Genomic DNA, 20,172 nt, shown 5'->3' with positions numbered 1-20,172 from the left:
AGGCGTGATCAGCAGGAGCGTTTTCGAGCGAAGTGGGTACCGGTTCGCGTAAAGAAAGCGCGTCAAACAAGATTCTAGCGCCCGGCCATCGCTGGCGACGCGGCGCGGGACTCACGCCTCGTCTTCGTCCTCATCGTCTTCATCCTCGTCATCTTCATCATCGTCCGCGTCGTCGTCATCCTCGTCATCCGCGTCGTGATGGACATGCCCCTGGTCGTCCCACAGCCTGCGGTAGACGCCATTCAGGGCCAGCAGTTCCTCGTGCGAGCCGCGTTCGATCGCCCTACCGCCGGAGATCACGATGATCTCGTCCATCTCGACCACCGAGGCCAGTCGGTGCGTCGACCAGATCATGGTGCGACCCTCGGCGACCTTGAGCAGCGTGCGGTTGATCGCCGCTTCCGTGGTCTGGTCGAGCGCCGAGGTCGCTTCGTCGAGCAGCAGCACGGACGGGTTGCGGATGATCGCGCGCGCGATCGCGATGCGCTGGCGCTGGCCGCCGGACAAGGTGTCGCCGCGTTCGCCGACCGGCGTGTCGTAGCGCTGCGGCAGGCTCATGATGTAGCGATGGATCTCGGCCTTCCTGGCGGCGTCCTCGACCTCCGCGTCGGTGGCCCCCTCCTTGCCGAGCCGGATGTTTTCGCGGATCGACATGTTGAACAGCATGTTCTCCTGGAACACGACCGCCATGCTGGCCCGCAGCGACTCGCGCGTCACCCGGCGGATGTCGACGCCGTCGATGGCGACGCGGCCCTCGTCCGGCACGTAGAGCCGCAGGATCAGGTTGATCAGCGTGCTCTTGCCGGAGCCGCTGGGACCGACGATCGCAATGCTCTTGCCGGCATTGAGCTTGAGGCTGAGATTGTCGAGCACCGGCGTCTGCGCCCCCTCATACTGGAAGGTGACGCGGTCGAAGGAGATGTCGTTGGTGATGCGCGGCAGATCCGGCGCGCCAGGGCGGTCGGCGCCGCGGGTCGGCTCATCGAGCAACTCCTGGATGTGCCGCACTGCCGCCGCAGACTGGATCGACACCGGGATGAAATGCATGAGATGGGCGATGTTGTACGACACCTCCCAGAATGCGCTCTCGAAGGTCACGAAGGTGCCGACCGTGATCTGCCCCTTGGTGGCGAGATAGGCGCCGATCGCCAGCACCACGAGGTGAAGCAGCAGCACCGAAATGGTGACGGTGCGCTCCACCATGGTCGACAGGAACATGGCTGAGGCGGCCTTGGCCCGGACGTCGCGGTTGCGCAGCGTGAACCAGCCGAGCGCCCGGCGCTGCAGGTTGAACGCCTTGACCACCGCCTGGGCAGCGACGTTCTCCTGCACCATGCCGAGCAGCGCGGCTTCGTTCTGCTTCTGCTCGTAATTGGCCAGCACCGCCTTCGGCGTCAGGATGCGCGGCCCGATCAGCGTGATCGGAAACACCAGCAAGGCGACCACGGCAAGCTGCCAGTTCAGGAACAGCATCAGGATGATGCCGGCGATCAGCTCGAGGCCCGGCAGCGCCGCGCTGTTGGCGAAGGTCTTGACCGAGCCCTCGAAGGCCGACAGATCGATCGAGAAACGCGACAGGATCTCGCCGCGCTTGGTGCGGGCGAAATAGGCTGACGGCAGGTTCTGGACGTGGTCGAAGATGCGGGTCCGGACGTCGGCGATGATGCCCGCGCCGAGCCGCGCATCCCAGCGCTCGTACCAGACCGCGATGATCGAGGTGACGATGCCGGCGACCGCGAGCACGCCGAGGATCTTGTAAAGGGCCTGGAAATCCTCCTCGCCGAGCGCGTCGTCGATCAGGAATTTCAGGCTGAGCGGCATGATGACGTTGAACAACGTCTCGACCAGCACGCCGATCGCGACGAAAGCGAGCGGCTTCTTGTAGTTGGTCAGGATCGGCTTGACGAAGCTGAAGATCGTGGACAGCGCGCCGGCCGCTTCCCTGGCGGTGAAGACGACGAGGTCCTCGTCATCATCGTCGTCGAGCTCGAACTCGTCGTCCTCGTCCTCGTCCTCATCATCGTCGTCATCGGCCGGCGCGGCGGCCGGCTTGGCGGAAGCGGTTGCCGCAGGCGGACCGGCCGCGGCCGCAGACTTTTTCTTCAGCTCGGGATCGTCGGCCGCCGATCGATTCGGATCGTCTGATGCAGGAGGTCTTGGCGCCATGAAACCAACCGTTGCTCCACGGCCGGCATGACCGCAAATCGAAACCGCAGCGGCGAATGCTGCTGGTACAATCCTATGCGATCACAATGAATTCGGCAAAGCGTTTGGAACGGCGCGGCGCGCGGTCCCGTGGATTCGGGGTCACCGCACGGCCGCCGTTTGATGTTGGTTGGCGCGGGGCCGCTCGCCTTGCGCAAGACCGCAAGCCGGTGCCGCTAGTCGTCGTGATCCGCCTCGACCTTGTCGAAGAAGGAATAGCGCAGGCTGTCGGAGTCGGCGTACCACTGCCCCGGCCCCTTGTTGGCGGCAAGCGTCAACATCCACAGCGCATCGGTGCAGTCGCGGCGGTGCATCGACAGGTCGAAGCCGTTGCCGAAGAACAATTCCGACCATTCCCACCAGGTGCCGAGCTTCTTCACGCCGCGCAGCAGGTCGTAGCGATCGATCACCGCCGGCGCCATGTCCGAGGTCACCGACGCGAACACGACGCCGGTCTTGACCACCCGGTTGAGCTCGCGCACCCCGCGCACGACCTGCTTCTCGCCGAGATGGCACAGCGAGGTCTCGAACACGAAGTCGAACTCATTGTCCTTGAACGGCATGTCGGCGATCGAGCCGAGCTTGTTGTACTTCTTGAGCGCCTTCGGCGTCTTGCCGTGGATGTAGCGGTTGTTCTCGATGCCCCAGGCATCGATGCCGCGCTCGCGCAGCGCGCCGACCAGCTCGCCGCTGGCGGAACCGGCGATCAGCAGCTTGTAACCCTTCGCCCTGCCCCACACCGTCTTGATCAGGTCGGTCAGATAGGCCGGGTCGGTGAAGGTGCGCCAGACTTCGCTGTAGGGACCGGCGCCGCGATAATTCTCGAAATAATTGCGGTCGATCTTGTCGGACAGCGCGCCTTCGTCCTGCGCACGGGCGCGGCGCAGCCGCATCATCTCGGTGACGATGATGTCGGTCGCGGCATCGGAGGAATCGAGCAGCCCGTTCAGCGTCGAATCGAACAGATAGTCGCCGACTACCACGATGCCGGGGTGCTGCTTCGGATCTGGGCGGTGGTTGGTCATGACGTCGCGCACCGGCAGGCCGCCCGGCAGCGCGTTGACCGACGACAGCCAGCGATGGGTCTTGCCCTCGAGGAAATGCGCACGGGCATCGCCGAGCGAGGCCGGCAACGACTTCAGCGCGGCGTCGATCAGTTCCTCGTCGCTGAGATTGGCGAAGGCGAGCGCGTCGGAGCCGGCGATCAGCCAGTTCAGCACGCCGTGCTTGCCGACATCGTGGCGCGCGCCCTCATTGTAGACGCAGCAGCCGCCGAACGCTTCCGACATGAACCAGGCGCCCGGGATCTTCTCGCCCCAGAACGGCTCGTCGAACAGGATCGAGACGCGCAGATAGTGCGCGGGACGATCGAAATAGGCGACGTGCTTGACCATCGACTTGCGCAGCTGCTCGCCGTCCCAGCGCATGGTCGCGAGCCAGGAATGCGGCAGGCAGACCAGCACGAGGTCGAAGTCGCGCGTCTCCGGCCCCTTGCCGTTCATCATGTTGAGCTGGTAGCGGCCGCTTGCGGTCTTGCCGACCTGGAGCACGCGATGGTTGAGCTGGACGTCGGCGCTGACCTCCGAGCGCAGGCAATCGATCAGCTGCTCGTTGCCGTTCTGGATCGAATACAGGCCGATATAGCCGTCGACATCCATGACGTAGTTCTTCAGCGCGTTGAGGCCGTTGGTGTTGTGGCTCTCGGTCGCGAGGTCGGAGCGCGCCATCACCTTGAAGAACCGCTTGGCGGTCACGTCCTCGACCTCTTCGTCGAGGATCTGCTCGGCGGTCTTGTAAGCCCACGGATGTTCATTGTCGTGGGCGCCGACGCCCTCGTAATACTCGATCGGCGACACCAGCTCGCTGCAGCGCTTGCGGAACGCCTCGATCGCGGCCGCGGTCTTGGCGCCGTATTTGCGGCGCATGCCGGGAACGTCGGCCAGCAGTTCGCCGTCGAGCTGCACCTGCTCGGCATCCATCGGGATCGTCTGCAGGCCGAAATGCTGGATCAGCTCGCGCAGCGGGTCGGGTCCTGTCATCGAGTAATCGTAGATCTCGGCGACGCCAGCCTCGTACATCGCCGGCGCGGTATCGAATTTGCGCGTGACAATCTTGCCCCCGAGACGGTTCGACGCCTCGAAGATGGTGATGCGGCAGAGGTCGCCGAGTTTGCGCTTCAGATACCAGGCGCTCATCAGCCCCCCGGGGCCGCCGCCTACAATCGCCAAGTCGAGCATATCGATTCCGTCGTCTCCGGCACGAGCCAAACAGCCGGTCTAAGTCACCCTAGCAAAGGCACTTTTTTGCCTGAAGGGAAGATGAACAAACTGCGTCCCTGCACCGCAGCAAGGCAAGAAAGCAACAAAAAGGCCGGCAGAACGCCGGCCTTCTCGCTGACTACCGTAGTCTTGCGGATGCCTATTCCGCGGGCGGCAGCGCCAGCGGCTCCGCTTCCGGAGCCGTCGGCACGATCGCCGCCTGCTGCTTCTCGCGCTCGTCGAGGATCAGCTTGTCGCGCTTGACCGCGACTTCGCGAATCCGTGCCATCGAGGCGCCCGTGCCGGCCGGGATCAGGCGGCCGACAATGACGTTCTCCTTGAGGCCTTCGAGCGGGTCCACCTTGCCGTTGACGGCAGCTTCGGTGAGCACGCGCGTGGTCTCCTGGAACGACGCCGCCGAGAAGAAGGAGCGGGTCTGCAAGCTCGCCTTGGTGATGCCGAGCAAAACCGGCGTCCCCGTGGCGGGCTTCTTGCCCTCCTCCTTGGCCTTGGTGTTGAGCGCGTCGAACTCGATCTTGTCGACCTGCTCGCCCGAGATCATGTCGGTGTCGCCCTGATCGGTGACTTCGACCTTCTGCAGCATCTGACGGACAATCACCTCGATGTGCTTGTCGTTGATGAGCACGCCCTGCAACCGGTAGACCTCCTGGATTTCGTTGACCAGATAGGCAGCGAGTTCCTCGATGCCCTTGATCGCCAGGATGTCGTGCGGCGCCGGGTTGCCTTCGACGATGAAATCGCCCTTTTCGACGATGTCGCCGTCCTGAAGGTGGATGTGCTTGCCCTTCGGGATCAGGTACTCGCGCGGCTCCTCGGTCTTGTCCATCGGCTCGATCGAGATGCGGCGCTTGTTCTTGTAGTCGCGGCCGAAGCGGATCGTTCCCGCGGTCTCCGCGATGATCGCCGCATCCTTCGGCTTGCGAGCCTCGAACAGTTCCGCCACCCGCGGCAGACCGCCGGTGATGTCACGCGTCTTGGCGCTCTCGGTCGAGATACGCGCCAGGATGTCGCCGGGCATCACCTTCGCGCCGATGTCGACCGACAGAATGGCGTCGACCGACAGCATGTAGCGGGCATCGCCGCCACGCGCGAGCTTCATCACCTTGCCGTCCTTGCCCTTGACCACGATGGCCGGACGCAGGTCCGAACCGCCGCGCGTCGTGCGCCAGTCGATGACCACGCGCTTGGCGATACCGGTCGACTCGTCGAGCGTTTCCGAGATCGACTGGCCTTCGACCAGATCCTCGAAACCGATCGTGCCCTCGACTTCGGTGAGCACCGGGCGGGTATAGGGATCCCACTCCGCGATGCGCTGGCCGCGCTTGACCATGTCGCCTTCGTCGACGTGCATCTTCGAACCGTACTGAATACGGTGGGTTGCACGCTCGGTACCGTCGGCATCGACGATCGCAACGACCATGTTGCGCACCATCGCGACCAGGTTGCCTTCGCTGTTGCGGGCGATCGCCTTGTTCCTGATCACGATCTTGCCGTCGAAGTTCGATTCGACGAACGACTGCTCGTTGAGCTGGGCTGCGCCGCCGATGTGGAACGTGCGCATCGTCAGCTGCGTGCCGGGTTCACCGATCGACTGCGCCGCGATGACGCCGACGGCCTCACCGTGGTTGACCGGGGTGCCGCGGGCCAGATCGCGGCCGTAGCACTTGGCGCAGATGCCGTTGATCAGCTCGCAGGTCAGCGCCGAGCGGATCTTCACCTCCTGGATGCCGGCCTGCTGGATCGCGTCGACATGGGTCTCTTCCATCAACGTGTCGCGCTTGACGACAATCTCGTTGGTGGCGGGATCGCGCACGTCATCGCAGGCCGTACGGCCCAGGATGCGCGAGCCGAGCGAGGCAACGACCGTGCCGGCATCGACGATGGCGCGCATCTTGATGCCGAGCTTGGTGCCGCAATCGGTCTGCGTGATGATGCAGTCCTGCGCGACGTCGACCAGACGGCGGGTCAGGTAGCCGGAGTTCGCGGTCTTCAACGCGGTGTCCGCGAGGCCCTTGCGGGCGCCGTGGGTCGAGTTGAAGTACTCGAGCACCGACAGACCTTCCTTGAAGTTGGAAATGATCGGCGTCTCGATGATCTCGCCCGACGGCTTGGCCATCAGGCCGCGCATGCCGGCGAGCTGGCGCATCTGGGCCGGCGAACCACGCGCACCGGAGTGCGCCATCATGTAGATCGAGTTGATGTCGGCATCAGCGCCCGCCGCCGTCTTCTTGGTGGACGAGATCTCCTTCATCATCGCCTTGGCGACTTCTTCACCGGCCTTCGACCAGGCGTCGACGACCTTGTTGTACTTCTCGCCATGGGTGATCAGGCCGTCATTGTACTGCTGCTCGAAATCCTTCGCCAGCGTACGGGTCTGGTCTACGATCTTCCACTTCGACGCCGGCACGACCATGTCGTCCTTGCCGAACGAGATGCCCGCCTTGAAGGCGTTGTAGAAGCCGAGCGCCATGATGCGGTCGCAGAAGATCACCGTCTCCTTCTGACCGCAGTGACGGTAGACCTGGTCGATCACGCCGGAAATCTCGCGCTTGGTCATCAGCTTGTTGATGATGTCGTACGAGATCTTGGTGCTCTTCGGCAGCAGGTTGCCGAGCATGACGCGGCCGGCGGTGGTTTCGATCCACCGCTTGGACATCTTGCCTTCCTCGTCGAGGCCTTCCCACCGGTACTTGATCTTGGTGTGGAGGTGGATGACCTTCGAATGCAGGGCGTGCTCGAGCTCGGCCATGTCGCCGAAGATCTTGCCCTCGCCGGGCAGGCCTTCGCGCATGATCGAGACGTAGTAAAGGCCGAGCACGATGTCCTGCGACGGCACGATGATCGGCTGGCCGTTCGCCGGATGCAGGATGTTGTTGGTCGACATCATCAGGACGCGCGCTTCCAGCTGCGCTTCCAGCGACAGCGGAACGTGCACGGCCATCTGGTCGCCGTCGAAGTCGGCGTTGAAGGCGGCGCAGACCAGCGGATGCAGCTGGATCGCCTTGCCCTCGATCAGCACCGGCTCGAACGCCTGGATGCCCAACCTGTGCAGCGTCGGCGCGCGGTTGAGCAGCACCGGATGCTCGCGGATCACCTCATCGAGGATATCCCAGACCTCCGGACGCTCCTTCTCGACCAGCTTCTTGGCCTGCTTCACCGTGGTGGACAGACCCTTGGCGTCGAGCCGCGAGTAGATGAACGGCTTGAACAGCTCGAGCGCCATCTTCTTCGGCAGGCCGCACTGATGCAGGCGCAGCTCGGGACCGACCACGATCACCGAACGGCCCGAATAGTCGACGCGCTTGCCGAGCAGGTTCTGGCGGAACCGGCCCTGCTTGCCCTTCAGCATGTCGGCGAGCGACTTCAGCGGGCGCTTGTTGGCGCCGGTGATGACGCGGCCGCGGCGGCCGTTGTCGAACAGCGCGTCGACGGCCTCCTGCAGCATGCGCTTTTCGTTGCGGATGATGATGTCGGGCGCACGCAGCTCCATCAGCCGCTTCAAGCGGTTGTTGCGGTTGATGACGCGGCGATACAGGTCGTTGAGGTCGGAGGTCGCGAACCGGCCGCCGTCGAGCGGCACCAGCGGGCGCAGGTCCGGCGGAATCACCGGCACGACCGTCATGATCATCCATTCCGGCTTGTTGCCGGAGACGCGGAAGGCCTCGACGATCTTCAGACGCTTGGCGAGCTTCTTGTGCTTGATGTCGGAGTCGGTCTCCGCCATGTCGGCACGCAGCGTCGCCTCGAGCTTCTCGAGCTCGAGCCCCTTCAGCAGCTCGCGGATCGCCTCCGCGCCGATCATGGCGGTGAAGCTGTCCTGGCCGTACTCGTCCTGCGCCTTCAGATACTCGTCTTCCGACAGCAGCTGACGGTCCTTCAGCGCGGTCAGACCCGGCTCGAGAACGACGTAGTATTCAAAATAGAGGATCCGCTCGAGATCCTTCAGCGTCATGTCGAGCAAGAGGCCGATGCGCGACGGCAGCGACTTCAGGAACCAGATGTGGGCGACCGGCGCCGCCAGCTCGATATGGCCCATGCGCTCGCGCCGGACGCGCGACAGCGTCACTTCGACCGAGCACTTTTCGCAGATGATGCCCTTGTACTTCATCCGCTTGTACTTGCCGCACAAGCACTCGTAGTCCTTGATCGGCCCGAAGATGCGCGCGCAGAACAGGCCGTCACGCTCCGGCTTGAAGGTGCGGTAATTGATGGTCTCCGGCTTCTTGATCTCGCCGTAGGACCAGGACAGAATCTTCTCCGGAGACGCGATCGAAATCCGGATCTGGTCGAAGACCTGAGCCGGCGTCGTCGGATTGAAAAGATTCATAATCTCTTGATTCATGGTCTTCTCCTCGCGTGCCGATCGTCACCGGCAGCAAATTCGAAACTTTTATTCAACGCGCGCCCCACTCAACGTCCGAGCAGAGCGCGAAGGCCCGGCGCTTTCGCGCCGGGCGTAAATCAACGCTTTACTCGGCCGCTTCCGACGTCGGCGCCGGTCCCACCTTGGAATTGTGCAGGTCGACGTTGAGGCCGAGCGAGCGCATTTCCTTGACCAGCACGTTGAACGATTCCGGAATACCGGCCTCGAAGGTGTCGTCGCCGCGCACGATCGCCTCGTACACCTTGGTACGGCCGGCGACGTCGTCCGACTTCACGGTCAGCATTTCCTGCAGCGTGTAGGCGGCGCCGTAGGCTTCCAGCGCCCAGACCTCCATTTCGCCGAAGCGCTGGCCGCCGAACTGCGCCTTGCCGCCCAGCGGCTGCTGGGTGACGAGCGAGTACGGACCGATCGAACGTGCGTGGATCTTGTCGTCCACGAGATGGTGCAGCTTGAGCATGTAGATGTAGCCCATCGTCACCTTGCGATCGAACGCATCGCCGGTGCGGCCGTCATAGACGGTCGACTGGCCGGAGGCGTCGAAGCCCGCGAGCTTCAGCATCTCCTCGATGTCGGCTTCCTTGGCGCCGTCGAACACCGGCGTTGCGATCGGCACGCCGTGGCTCAGATTGCGGCCGAGTTCGACCAGCTCGTTGTCGTTCAGCGACTTGATGGTTTCATCCTCGCCATAGATCTTCTTCAGGGTCTCGCGCAGCGGCTTGAGATCCTGCTTCTGATAGTAGGCGTCGATGGTCTGGCCGATGCGCTTGCCGAGGCCGGCGCAAGCCCAACCGAGATGGGTCTCAAGGATCTGACCGACGTTCATGCGCGAAGGCACGCCGAGCGGATTGAGCACGATGTCGGCGTGCGTTCCGTCCTCGAGGAACGGCATGTCCTCGATCGGCACGATCTTCGACACCACGCCCTTGTTGCCGTGACGGCCGGCCATCTTGTCGCCGGGCTGGATCTTGCGCTTCACCGCGACGAAGACCTTGACCATCTTCATCACGCCGGGCGGCAACTCGTCGCCACGCTGCAGCTTCTCGACTTTGTCGAGGAAGCGCTGCTCGAGGCCCTTCTTCGACTCGTCGTACTGCTTCCGCATGGCCTCGATCTCGGCCATCAGCTTGTCGTTCGGCGAGGCGAACAGCCACCACTGCGACTTCGGATACTCGTCGAGCACCGCACGGGTGATCTTGGTATCCTTCTTGAAGCCCTTCGGACCGGCGATGCCCTGGCGGTTCTCCAGGAGCTCGGCGAGGCGGTTGTAGACGTTGCGGTCCAGGATCGCCTGCTCGTCGTCGCGGTCCTTGGCCAGACGCTCGATCTCTTCCCGCTCGATCGCCAGCGCACGCTCGTCCTTGTCGACGCCGTGACGGTTGAACACGCGGACTTCCACGATGGTGCCCTGCACGCCCGGAGGCACGCGCAGCGAGGTATCGCGGACGTCGGAGGCCTTCTCGCCGAAGATGGCGCGCAGCAGCTTCTCTTCCGGCGTCATCGGGCTCTCGCCCTTCGGCGTGATCTTGCCGACCAGGATGTCGCCGGCGCGAACTTCCGCACCGATGTAGACGATACCGGCTTCGTCGAGGTTCTTCAACGCTTCTTCCGAAACGTTCGGAATGTCGCGGGTGATTTCCTCAGGCCCGAGCTTGGTGTCGCGGGCCATCACCTCGAACTCCTCGATGTGAATCGAGGTGAAGACGTCGTCCTTCACGATCCGCTCGGAGAGCAGGATCGAGTCTTCGAAGTTGTAGCCGTTCCACGGCATGAACGCGACCAGCACGTTGCGGCCGAGCGCGAGCTCGCCGAGATCGGTCGACGGACCGTCGGCGATGATGTCGCCCTTCTTGACGATATCGCCGACCTTCACCAGCGGACGCTGGTTGATGCAGGTCGACTGGTTGGAGCGCTGGTACTTCATCAGCCGGTAGATATCGACGCCCGACTTGGTCGGATCGAGATCCTCGGTGGCGCGGATCACGACGCGGGTGGCGTCGATCTGGTCGATCACGCCCGAGCGGCGCGCGGCAATCGCCGCGCCCGAGTCACGGGCGACCACGCCTTCCATGCCGGTGCCGACGAACGGCGCCTCGGCGCGAACCAGCGGTACCGCCTGGCGCTGCATGTTCGAGCCCATCAGCGCGCGGTTGGCGTCGTCGTTCTCGAGGAACGGGATCAGCGCTGCTGCGACCGAAACCAGCTGCTTCGGCGACACGTCCATGTAGTCGACCTTGTCCGGCGTCACCGGCAGCACTTCGCCGGCATGACGGCAGACCACCAGATCGTCGGTGAAGCGGCCCTTGGCATCGAGCGGCACGTTGGCCTGCGCGACGCGGTAGCGGCCCTCTTCCATCGCCGACAGATAGACCACCTCGTCGGTGACCCGGCCGTCCTTGATCTTGCGATAGGGCGTCTCGACGAAGCCGTACTTGTTGACGCGCGCGAACGTCGCCAGCGAGTTGATCAGACCGATGTTCGGACCTTCCGGCGTTTCGATCGGGCAGATACGGCCGTAATGCGTCGGATGCACGTCGCGGACTTCGAAGCCGGCACGCTCGCGGGTCAGACCGCCCGGGCCAAGCGCCGACAGGCGCCGCTTGTGGGTGATCTCCGACAGCGGGTTGGTCTGGTCCATGAACTGCGACAGCTGCGAGGAACCGAAGAACTCGCGCACCGCGGCAGCCGCGGGCTTGGCGTTGATCAGGTCCTGCGGCATCACGGTGTCGATATCGACGCTCGACATGCGCTCCTTGATGGCGCGCTCCATGCGGAGCAGGCCGATCCGGTACTGGTTCTCCATCAGCTCGCCGACCGAACGCACCCGGCGGTTGCCGAGGTGGTCGATGTCGTCGATCTCGCCCTTGCCGTCGCGCAGGTCGACCAGCGTCTTGATGACCGCCAGGATGTCTTCCTTGCGCAGCGTGCGATGGGTGTCGGGCGCATCGAGCTCGAGGCGCATGTTCATCTTGACGCGGCCGACCGCGGAGAGGTCGTAGCGCTCGGCATCGAAGAACAGCGACTGGAACATCGCCTGCGCCGAATCCAGCGTCGGCGGCTCGCCCGGACGCATCACGCGGTAGATGTCGAACAGCGCGTCCTCACGCGTCAAGTTCTTGTCGGCCGAGAGCGTGTTGCGGATATAGGCGCCGACATTGACGTGGTCGATGTCGAGCAGCGGCAGGTCCTTGTAGCCCTGCTCGTTCAGCACCTTGAGCGACTTCTCGGTGATCTCCTCGCCGGCTTCGGCGTAGATCTCACCGGTCTTCGGGTTGACGAGATCCTCGGCGAGATAGTTGCCGACGAGCTCCTCGTCCGACATCCGGAGCGCCTTCAGGCCCTTTTCCTGCATCTGGCGCGCGCTGCGCACGGTCAGCTTCTTGCCGGCCTCGAGCACCACCTTGCCGGTGTCGGCGTCGATCAGGTCGTTGATGGTCGAGTAGCCGCGGAATCGGTTGGCATCGAACGGCACGCGCCAACCGTCCTTGGTCCGCTTGTAGGTGATCTTCTTGTAGAAGGTCGACAGGATCTGCTCGCCGTCGAGACCGAGCGCGTACATCAGTGAGGTCACGGGCAGCTTGCGGCGGCGGTCGATGCGCGCGAACACGATGTCCTTGGCGTCGAACTCGATGTCGAGCCAGGAACCGCGATACGGAATCACGCGCGCGGCAAACAACAGCTTGCCGGACGAATGGGTCTTGCCCTTGTCGTGGTCGAAGAACACGCCGGGCGAACGGTGCATCTGCGAGACGATGACGCGCTCGGTGCCGTTGACGACGAAGGTGCCGTTCATCGTCATGAGCGGGATATCGCCCATGTAGACGTCCTGCTCCTTGATGTCCTTCACCGACTTGGCGCCGGTTTCCTCGTCGATATCAAACACGATGAGGCGCAGCGTCACCTTGAGCGGCGCAGCGAAGGTCATGCCGCGCTGGCGGCACTCGTCGACGTCATATTTCGGCTGTTCGAACTCGTAGCGGACGAATTCGAGCATCGAGGTGCCCGAAAAATCCGAGATCGGAAATACCGAGCGGAACACCGCCTGCAGGCCCTCGTCGAGGCGACCGCCGGCCGGCTCGTCAACCATCAGGAACTGGTCGTAGGATGCCTTCTGAACCTCGATGAGGTTCGGCATCTCGGCGACTTCCTTGATGTGACCGAAAAACTTGCGTACGCGTTTGCGACCGGTGAATGTCTGCTGCGCCATCGTGGCCTCTCATTTTCGTCGCCTTTGTGGGGCGAACCTTCCGGGACGCGATTGCCATCGCCCCCGGGTTGAATTTCGAATCGTCCCAAAGGAACGAAGCGCAAAGTCAGGAATTAAATCCCCGGCCCGGCCCCATCACCTCCAAAACGCAAAACGACGCGCGAGGCGCATCACTGCACCCGCTCGTCCAAACGCTCCGCTTTACGGACTGAAAAAGCCCGAAATCTGACTGTCTCCCAACGGCTTCCGCCGGGTGCCCTGCCGCCCCCGCCGCCTACCGTGTTTTTCTGCTGCCAACCCGATATGGGATGGCAATAAAGGAGATTCGAGGGTTAAGTCCACGGATCCCCACACTTTTTTGTGTCCGGCGCGCCGCGCGACAACCTGTCGCACGCCGCTTGCACGGCCCGGGAGCGCCCTGCGGCGCTCCCGGATTGCGCATTACTTGAGTTCGACCTTGGCGCCAGCCTTCTCGAGCTGGGCCTTGATCTTGTCGGCTTCGTCCTTGTTGACGCCTTCCTTGACGGGCTTCGGAGCGCCTTCGACGAGGTCCTTGGCTTCCTTCAGGCCCAGGCCGGTGATGGCGCGGACTTCCTTGATGACTTCGATCTTCTTGTCGCCGGCGGCAGCCAGCACGACGGTGAAGTCGGTCTTCTCTTCAGCCGGAGCAGCGGCAGCACCGCCGGCAGCCGGGCCAGCAACCGCCACGGCGGCAGCGGCAGACACGCCCCACTTTTCTTCGAGGAGCTTGGCGAGTTCGGCGGCTTCGAGCACGGTGAGGCTCGAGAGGTCGTCGACGATTTTCTGCAAGTCAGCCATTGATCTGTTTCCTTAAACGTTTGGTTCGAACCAGGTTTTGAGATTAGCGAAGGGTCAGGCCGCTTCGCTCTTTGAGGCATGAGCCTGGATGACGCGTGCGAGCTTGGCCGCGGGCGCGTTCGACAGCTGAGCAAGCTTGGTCGCCGGCGCCACGAGGAGGCCCACGATCTTGCTGCGCAGTTCGTCGAGCGACGGCAGTGAGGCAAGCGCCTTCACGCTGTCGACATTCAGGACGGTTTTACCCATCGAGCCGCCGAGAATGACGAACTTTTCGTTCGTCTTGGCGAATTCGACGGCAACCTTTGGCGCCGCGACCGGATCGTCCGAAGTAGCGATCACAGTCGGCCCCTTCAGCAGGGAACCGATGGCAGCGACGTCAGTGCCTTCAAGAGCAATTTTGGCGAGACGGTTCTTCGAGACCTTCACCGACGCACCCGCCTGCTTCATCTGCATGCGCAGCTTCTGCATCTGGGCCACGGTGAGGCCGGAATAGTGAGCGACGATCGCGACGCTCGTGGCCTTGAAGGCCTCGTTGAGCTGTCCGACCGCCTCTTTTTTTGCCGCTCGTTCCACAGCAAGCTCTTTCCGGTTGGCGGCCTCTCCGCGAGGACAGGACCGCCGGGTTGCACCCATCGTCCCGCCCTAAACCTGATCCGCTGGGCGCAAGACCCTTCGGACATGCCGGGCAAGACGACATCTAGAAGCCTGCCCTCCCAGAGCCTTGCGGCCATGGGCTGTCGAGGTTCGAACCAAATCAGCCTCCCAGCCGCGAACAGGCCGCGACATGGAGTGCGAAATCCGGTCTTCACCCGTCTATGCAGGCCATGCGATTAAGCCGTTGAAAACACGAAGTTCTCTCGGGCGCCTGCAGTCTCGGACAGGATCGAGGCACTTCAGCACGCTGAAGGCCTCTGCTCTCATTCCGTCGGAGGCGATGGGTTCTCCTTCCTTTCGAGCATCCTTGCGGGCATGCGGAAAGGAATGATCTCCTATCACCTCAGGTTTTCGGAATGCGAGCACAGACATGCCAGCAAGTGCCAGCACGCCCGGAAGCCGCTATGTAACCGGTCCCGCGCTACTTGCCAAGAGCAAATTTCAGACCAGTTTCACATTGCGGCCGGGAACCGGTTCCGAGGCCGGAACCGGCAGCCGCTCAGGCGCCCCTTACCTCAAACGGCAGCGGCTTGCCGACGAAGAACGCCTCGAGATTGGCGAGCACGCAGTCCTGCATCGCCAGGTGCGATTCCAGGGTGTGGCCGCCGATATGCGGCGACAGCACGACGTTCGGCAGCGCCGTCAGTACGTCCGGCGCGTGCGGCTCCTTGGCGAACACGTCGAGGCCGGCGCCGGCGATTGAGCCATCGGTCAGTGCCGCCACCAGCGCCCTCTGGTCGATGACGGAGCCGCGCGAGGTATTGACGACGATCCCGCTGGTGCCGAGTCGGCGCAGGATGTCGGCATTGACGGCGTGAACCGTGTCCGCGCCGGCGCGCACCGCGATCATCAGCACACTGCACCAGTCGGCGAGCGCCTCGAGGCTCGGAAAGTGCTGATACGGCACGTCCTGCCGTGATCGGCTGAAGTAGCCGACCTCGGTTTCGAACGCCGCGACCCGCGCTGCGATCTTGCGGCCGATCTCGCCGAGACCATACACGCCGACCTTGCGGCCGCGCATGCCGGCCTGCGGCCGCATCATCGGCGACGGCTTGGCGGCGATCCAGTCGCCGCTGCGGACATAGTTGTCGGCGACCGGCAGGCGGCGCGTAGCCGCCAGCATCAGCGTCACCGCGATGTCGGCAACCGATGCGGCATTGGCGCCGGGGCTGTGGCCGACCGCAATTCCGCGCTTGGCGGCGGCGGCAAGATCGATCCCCTCATAGCCGGTGCCGTAGCAGATGATCGCGCCAAGCTTCGGCAGCAGGTCCATCGCCTCGCCGCCAAGTGTCGTCCCACCCGATGTGATCAGCGCCCGGATCTCGCCAAGCTCCGCCGCCGAAAACATCTCGGTCGGCCGCTTGCCCGCGGCATTCAGCAGCTCGTAGCGCTCGCCGAAGCGCACCAGCTCGTTTCTGGGAAAGCGCGAATAGACCAGGACCTTATCGGGCATTGTTGTTGTTTCCTGCGAGAGGCTTCACCTGGAGCCTTTTGCACTCCGATTGAATCGGACTCCGGCTCTGGATACTTGTTTTGGCGCGTTTTCTTTACGCGAGCCGGTAGCCACTTCGCGCGAAACGCTCCGGCAAAACAAAGGGCGGAACCGGTTGCCCGATCCCGCCCCTGTCTATCTCGTCACGGCCTGAGACCTCAGCCGAGGATCGTGCCCGGCTCGACCTTCACGCCCGGGCCCATGGTGGAGGAAACCGCCACGCGCTGGATGTAGGTGCCCTTGGAACCCGCCGGCTTCGCCTTGGAGACCGCGTCGGCGAGCGCCTTGACGTTCTCGACCAGCTTGTCCTCGGAGAACGAGGCCTTGCCGATGCCGGCCTGCACGATGCCGGCCTTCTCGACGCGGAACTCGACCGAGCCGCCCTTGGCGCCCTTCACGGCGTTGGTGACGTCCATGGTCACGGTGCCGATCTTCGGGTTCGGCATCATGCCGCGCGGTCCGAGCACCTTACCGAGGCGGCCGACCAGCGGCATCATGTCGGGAGTGGCGATACAACGATCGAAGTCGATCGCACCGCCCTGCACCTTCTCGACCAAGTCTTCGGCACCGACGACGTCGGCACCGGCGGCCTTGGCTTCCTCAGCCTTGGCGCCGCGCGCGAACACGCCGACGCGCAGCGTACGGCCGGTTCCGTTCGGCAGATTGACGACGCCGCGGACCATCTGGTCGGCGTGGCGCGGGTCGACGCCGAGATTGATCGCGATCTCGATCGTCTCGTCGAACTTCGACTTGGCGCGCTCCTTGACCATCTTGATGGCGTCCGCGAGCGGGTAGAGCTTCTCGCGGTCGACGCCCTCGCGGGCCTTCTTCAAACGCTTTCCGATTGACATGGCCCGTTACCCCGCAACTTCCAGACCCATCGAACGGGCAGAGCCCTCGACCATCTTCATGGCCGATTCAATGGTGTCGCAATTCAAGTCCTTCATCTTCTTCTCGGCGATCTCGCGCACCTGCGCCTTGGTCACCGCGCCGGCCTTGTCGCGGCCCGGCGCCTTCGAGCCGGACTGGATCTTGGCAGCCTGCTTGAGGAAGAACGACATCGGGGGCGTCTTCATCTCGAAGGTGAACGAACGATCGGCATAGATCGTGATCACCACCGGGATTGGGGTATTCTTCTCTTCCTTCTGGGTCTGCGCGTTGAACGCCTTGCAGAACTCCATGATGTTGAGACCGCGCTGACCAAGCGCGGGGCCGATCGGGGGCGAAGGATTCGCCGCACCGGCCGGGACCTGAAGCTTCAGGTATCCGGTCACTTTCTTTGCCATTTATCACTCCTGTTGTGCCGGACGGTGCCGGCGGTTTCAGGTTCCGTGGTTCGGTTGAAGGGGCTGGCGACCGCCTCCTCCCTCCCACGGCCTCTCACTTGACGCGGGGCATATACCCCACGCCGTCCGGTCAGACCACCTTTTCGACCTGACCGAATTCCAGTTCCACGGGGGTCGCACGGCCGAAGATCGACACCGCGACCTTCACGCGCGAGCGCGCCTCGTCGATTTCTTCCACCACGCCGGAGAACGAGGCGAACGGGCCGTCGGCCACGCGCACGTTCTCGCCGATTTCGAACGACACCGACGCCTTCGGACGCTCCACGCCCTCCTGCACCTGGTGCAGGATCCGCATCGCCTCAGATTCCGAGATCGGCATCGGCTTGTTTTCCGCGCCGAGGAAGCCGGTCACCTTCGGGGTGTTCTTGATCAGATGGAACGCCTCGTCGGTCAGCTTCATCTTCACCAGCACATAGCCCGGGAAGAACTTGCGCTCGGCGTCGATCTTGCGGCCGCGACGCACCTCGGTGACCTTCTCGGTCGGCACCAGCACCTGCTCGAACAGCTCTTCCAGCCCGCGCTGCTTGGCCTGCTCGCGGATCGATTCCGCGACCTTCTTCTCGAAGTTCGAATAGGCGTGAACGATGTACCAGCGCTTGTCCATCAATTGAGTTCCCATGCTCATCAGTGGATGCCCAGTACCAGGGTGATGAGGTAGCGGATGACCTGGTCCGCGGCGAAGAAGAAGATCGAGGCCAGCGCCACCATCACGAACACCATGATGGTCGTGATGGTCGTCTCGCGGCGCGTCGGCCAGGTGACCTTGGCGGTCTCCGAGCGCACTTCCTGCAGGAATTTGAACGGGCTGAAAGCCATCGTGAGATCCGCGTCCGTCTCCGGACGATTTGCAACGTTTCAAGGAATCCGAACAGCCGATCTTGCGGACCCAGCCCTCGTTTGGAAGGTTGAGCCGATAAACGAGCTCGAATGTTCGGGGAATTAGGCCGCGCCGGATATCCGCGATCAAAGCGGGCCGGCTGCGAGTGCCGGGTATCTACTGCGACACCGGCCAAAGGTCAAGGTCGGCGGGGTCGCGCCCACCCCGGCCGCGTCTGCGGCGGACCGGAACGGGGCCCCTCGAATCAAGGACTTAGGCTGATGGTTACGAGGTCCGTTGCCCCGGCCGTCCACCGCGGCGGCCGGGTGGATCACCCGGCAAAGCTCTTCTGGACCGCCTGATCCAGCGTGGCGCCGGCGACGTAGCGCTGGCGCAGCTCGCGTTTGAGCAGCTTGCCGCTCGGGTTCTTCGGCAGGGCATCGACGAAGATGACCCGCTTCGGCACCTTGAAATGGGCCATCGACGCCGCGCAGTGCTTGATCACCGCCTCGGCATCGAGGCTCTCGCCCGCCTTGGCCACCACGATCGCGGTCACCGCCTCGATCCATCGCGGATCGGGCAGCCCGACCACCGCGACCTCCGACACTGCAGGCAGCCGGTAGATCATCTCCTCGACCTCGCGGCTTGCGACATTCTCGCCGCCGCTCTTGATCATGTCCTTCACGCGATCGACGACCGTGATGTAGCCGTCGGCATCGACAGTCGCGAGATCGCCGGAATGAAACCAGCCGCCGGCAAATGCCGCCGCGGTCTTGACCGGATCATTGTAGTAACCGGACAAGAGATGCGGCGAGCGGTGCACGATCTCACCGACCTCGCCCACCTGGACGTCGGTCATGTCCGGCCTGACCACCCGCGTCTCGACATTGATCGCGGGCTTGCCGGCTGAGCCGGCCTTCGGCAGCTGGTGCTCCGGCGCCAGCACGGTCGCGAGCGGCGCGATCTCGGTCTGGCCGTAGAAATTCCAGAACTTCACATCGGGCAGCCGGCGCTGCAATTCGAGCAGCACCTCGACCGGCATGATCGAGGCGCCGTAATAGCCCTTGCGCAGGGTCGAGAGATCAGTGCGATCGAACGCGCCCGAGCGCAGCATCGCGATCCAGATCGTCGGCGGCGCGAAGAACGAATTGATCTTGTGGGCCGCGATCAGCGCCAGGACATTTTCGGGCACCGGCTTGCCGGTAATGAGACTGGTGGCGCCGAGATAGATCGCGGGCCCCAGGAAGACGTCGAGCTGCGCGCAATGATACAGCGGCAGCGCGTGCAGCACGGTGTCGTCGGTCGCCATGCCGCCGTCGATGATGCAGCTGACATACTGCCACATCACGGCTTCATGGGTGAGGATTGCGCCCTTCGGCAGCGATTCCGTGCCGCTGGTGTAGATGATCTGCGCGGGATCGCGGCTGTCCACCGACACCTCCGGCGCCGACGCGTCGCTGTGCAGCAGACTGTCGAACGTCGTGATGCCGTCGGGCGCGGTGGCCGGGTCTTCGCCCGGCAGCCAGATCAGGGTTTCAACCGCCGAGCCCTTGGCGGCGGCAGCGTGCGCGGTCTCCACGAAATCGGGGCCGACCGCGAGCAGCTTCGCCCCGGAGTTGGCGAGGATGAAATTGATCTCGTCGGGATTGAGCATGAAGTTGATCGGCACCAGGATCGCGCCGATCCGCGCCACTGCGAAACGCAGCGCGGCGAAGCCGTGCGAGTTGCGCGACAGCACCGCAACACGATCGCCCTTCGCAACGCCAAGGCCGAGCAAGCCGCGCCCGAGCCGATTGCAGATCGCGTCCACCTCCGCGAAGGTCCAGCTCACCTCGCCGCAGATCAGCGCGGTCTTGTTGGGGTAGCGCTTGGCCGACCGGCGCAGCAGATCGCCGATGCTGTGCTCGCGGGCGCGCTGGATGGTTGCTGCGATGTCTCCGCTCATAAAGTCCCTCCCGAATGTGCTTCTTGT

At 63.8% G+C, this 20,172-nt stretch carries 12 protein-coding genes; all 12 read right to left on the bottom strand.

The annotated features are described in order from the left end of the window. Positions 1-111 precede the first annotated feature (111 nt). Positions 112-2,166 (bottom strand): ABC transporter ATP-binding protein, encoded by a 2,055-nt coding sequence (locus tag H8B02_RS07570; RefSeq protein WP_229165660.1) that lies wholly within the window; start codon positions 2,164-2,166, stop codon positions 112-114. Between the two features lie 215 nt (positions 2,167-2,381). Further along, on the bottom strand, positions 2,382-4,442 hold the full coding sequence (locus H8B02_RS07565; RefSeq protein WP_229165659.1) for an FAD-dependent oxidoreductase: 2,061 nt from the start codon (positions 4,440-4,442) through the stop codon (positions 2,382-2,384). Positions 4,443-4,623: 181 nt separating this feature from the next. Further along, on the bottom strand, positions 4,624-8,826 hold the full coding sequence (gene rpoC / locus H8B02_RS07560; protein WP_176530640.1) for a DNA-directed RNA polymerase subunit beta': 4,203 nt from the start codon (positions 8,824-8,826) through the stop codon (positions 4,624-4,626). A gap of 127 nt (positions 8,827-8,953) precedes the next feature. Further along, complete coding sequence (rpoB, locus tag H8B02_RS07555) at positions 8,954-13,072, bottom strand: DNA-directed RNA polymerase subunit beta (RefSeq protein WP_229165658.1); 4,119 nt, start codon at positions 13,070-13,072, stop codon at positions 8,954-8,956. 441 nt (positions 13,073-13,513) lie between these two features. Beyond that, complete coding sequence (rplL, locus tag H8B02_RS07550) at positions 13,514-13,891, bottom strand: 50S ribosomal protein L7/L12 (protein ID WP_050420389.1); 378 nt, start codon at positions 13,889-13,891, stop codon at positions 13,514-13,516. A 54-nt stretch (positions 13,892-13,945) separates the two neighbouring features. Beyond that, entirely contained in the window at positions 13,946-14,464 is a 519-nt protein-coding gene (rplJ, locus tag H8B02_RS07545; RefSeq protein ID WP_229165670.1) for a 50S ribosomal protein L10, read from the bottom strand. A 580-nt stretch (positions 14,465-15,044) separates the two neighbouring features. Further along, positions 15,045-15,998 (bottom strand): 2-hydroxyacid dehydrogenase, encoded by a 954-nt coding sequence (locus H8B02_RS07540; protein ID WP_229165657.1) that lies wholly within the window; start codon positions 15,996-15,998, stop codon positions 15,045-15,047. Between the two features lie 197 nt (positions 15,999-16,195). Then, positions 16,196-16,888 carry a 50S ribosomal protein L1 gene (gene rplA, locus H8B02_RS07535; RefSeq protein WP_018272150.1) on the bottom strand — a complete coding sequence of 231 codons (693 nt, stop codon included), beginning with the start codon at positions 16,886-16,888 and terminating at the stop codon, positions 16,196-16,198. Positions 16,889-16,894: 6 nt separating this feature from the next. Continuing rightward, complete coding sequence (gene rplK / locus H8B02_RS07530; protein ID WP_045008228.1) at positions 16,895-17,323, bottom strand: 50S ribosomal protein L11; 429 nt, start codon at positions 17,321-17,323, stop codon at positions 16,895-16,897. A 130-nt stretch (positions 17,324-17,453) separates the two neighbouring features. Beyond that, a complete protein-coding gene (gene nusG / locus H8B02_RS07525) occupies positions 17,454-17,987 on the bottom strand; it encodes a transcription termination/antitermination protein NusG (protein ID WP_044538613.1) in 534 nt (177 codons plus the stop codon). 20 nt (positions 17,988-18,007) lie between these two features. Beyond that, positions 18,008-18,199, bottom strand: coding sequence for a preprotein translocase subunit SecE (gene secE, locus H8B02_RS07520; protein ID WP_092115004.1), 192 nt, complete (start codon positions 18,197-18,199; stop codon positions 18,008-18,010). 332 nt (positions 18,200-18,531) lie between these two features. Then, entirely contained in the window at positions 18,532-20,145 is a 1,614-nt protein-coding gene (locus H8B02_RS07515; RefSeq protein WP_229165656.1) for an acyl-CoA synthetase, read from the bottom strand. Positions 20,146-20,172 lie beyond the last annotated feature (27 nt).

The sequence above is a fragment of the Bradyrhizobium altum genome, assembly GCF_020889705.1.
Taxonomy (GTDB): Bacteria; Pseudomonadota; Alphaproteobacteria; order Rhizobiales; family Xanthobacteraceae; genus Bradyrhizobium; species Bradyrhizobium altum.
The sequence above is the reverse complement of the archived record's forward strand: the minus strand, read 5'-3'. Positions and strand labels throughout refer to the sequence as shown.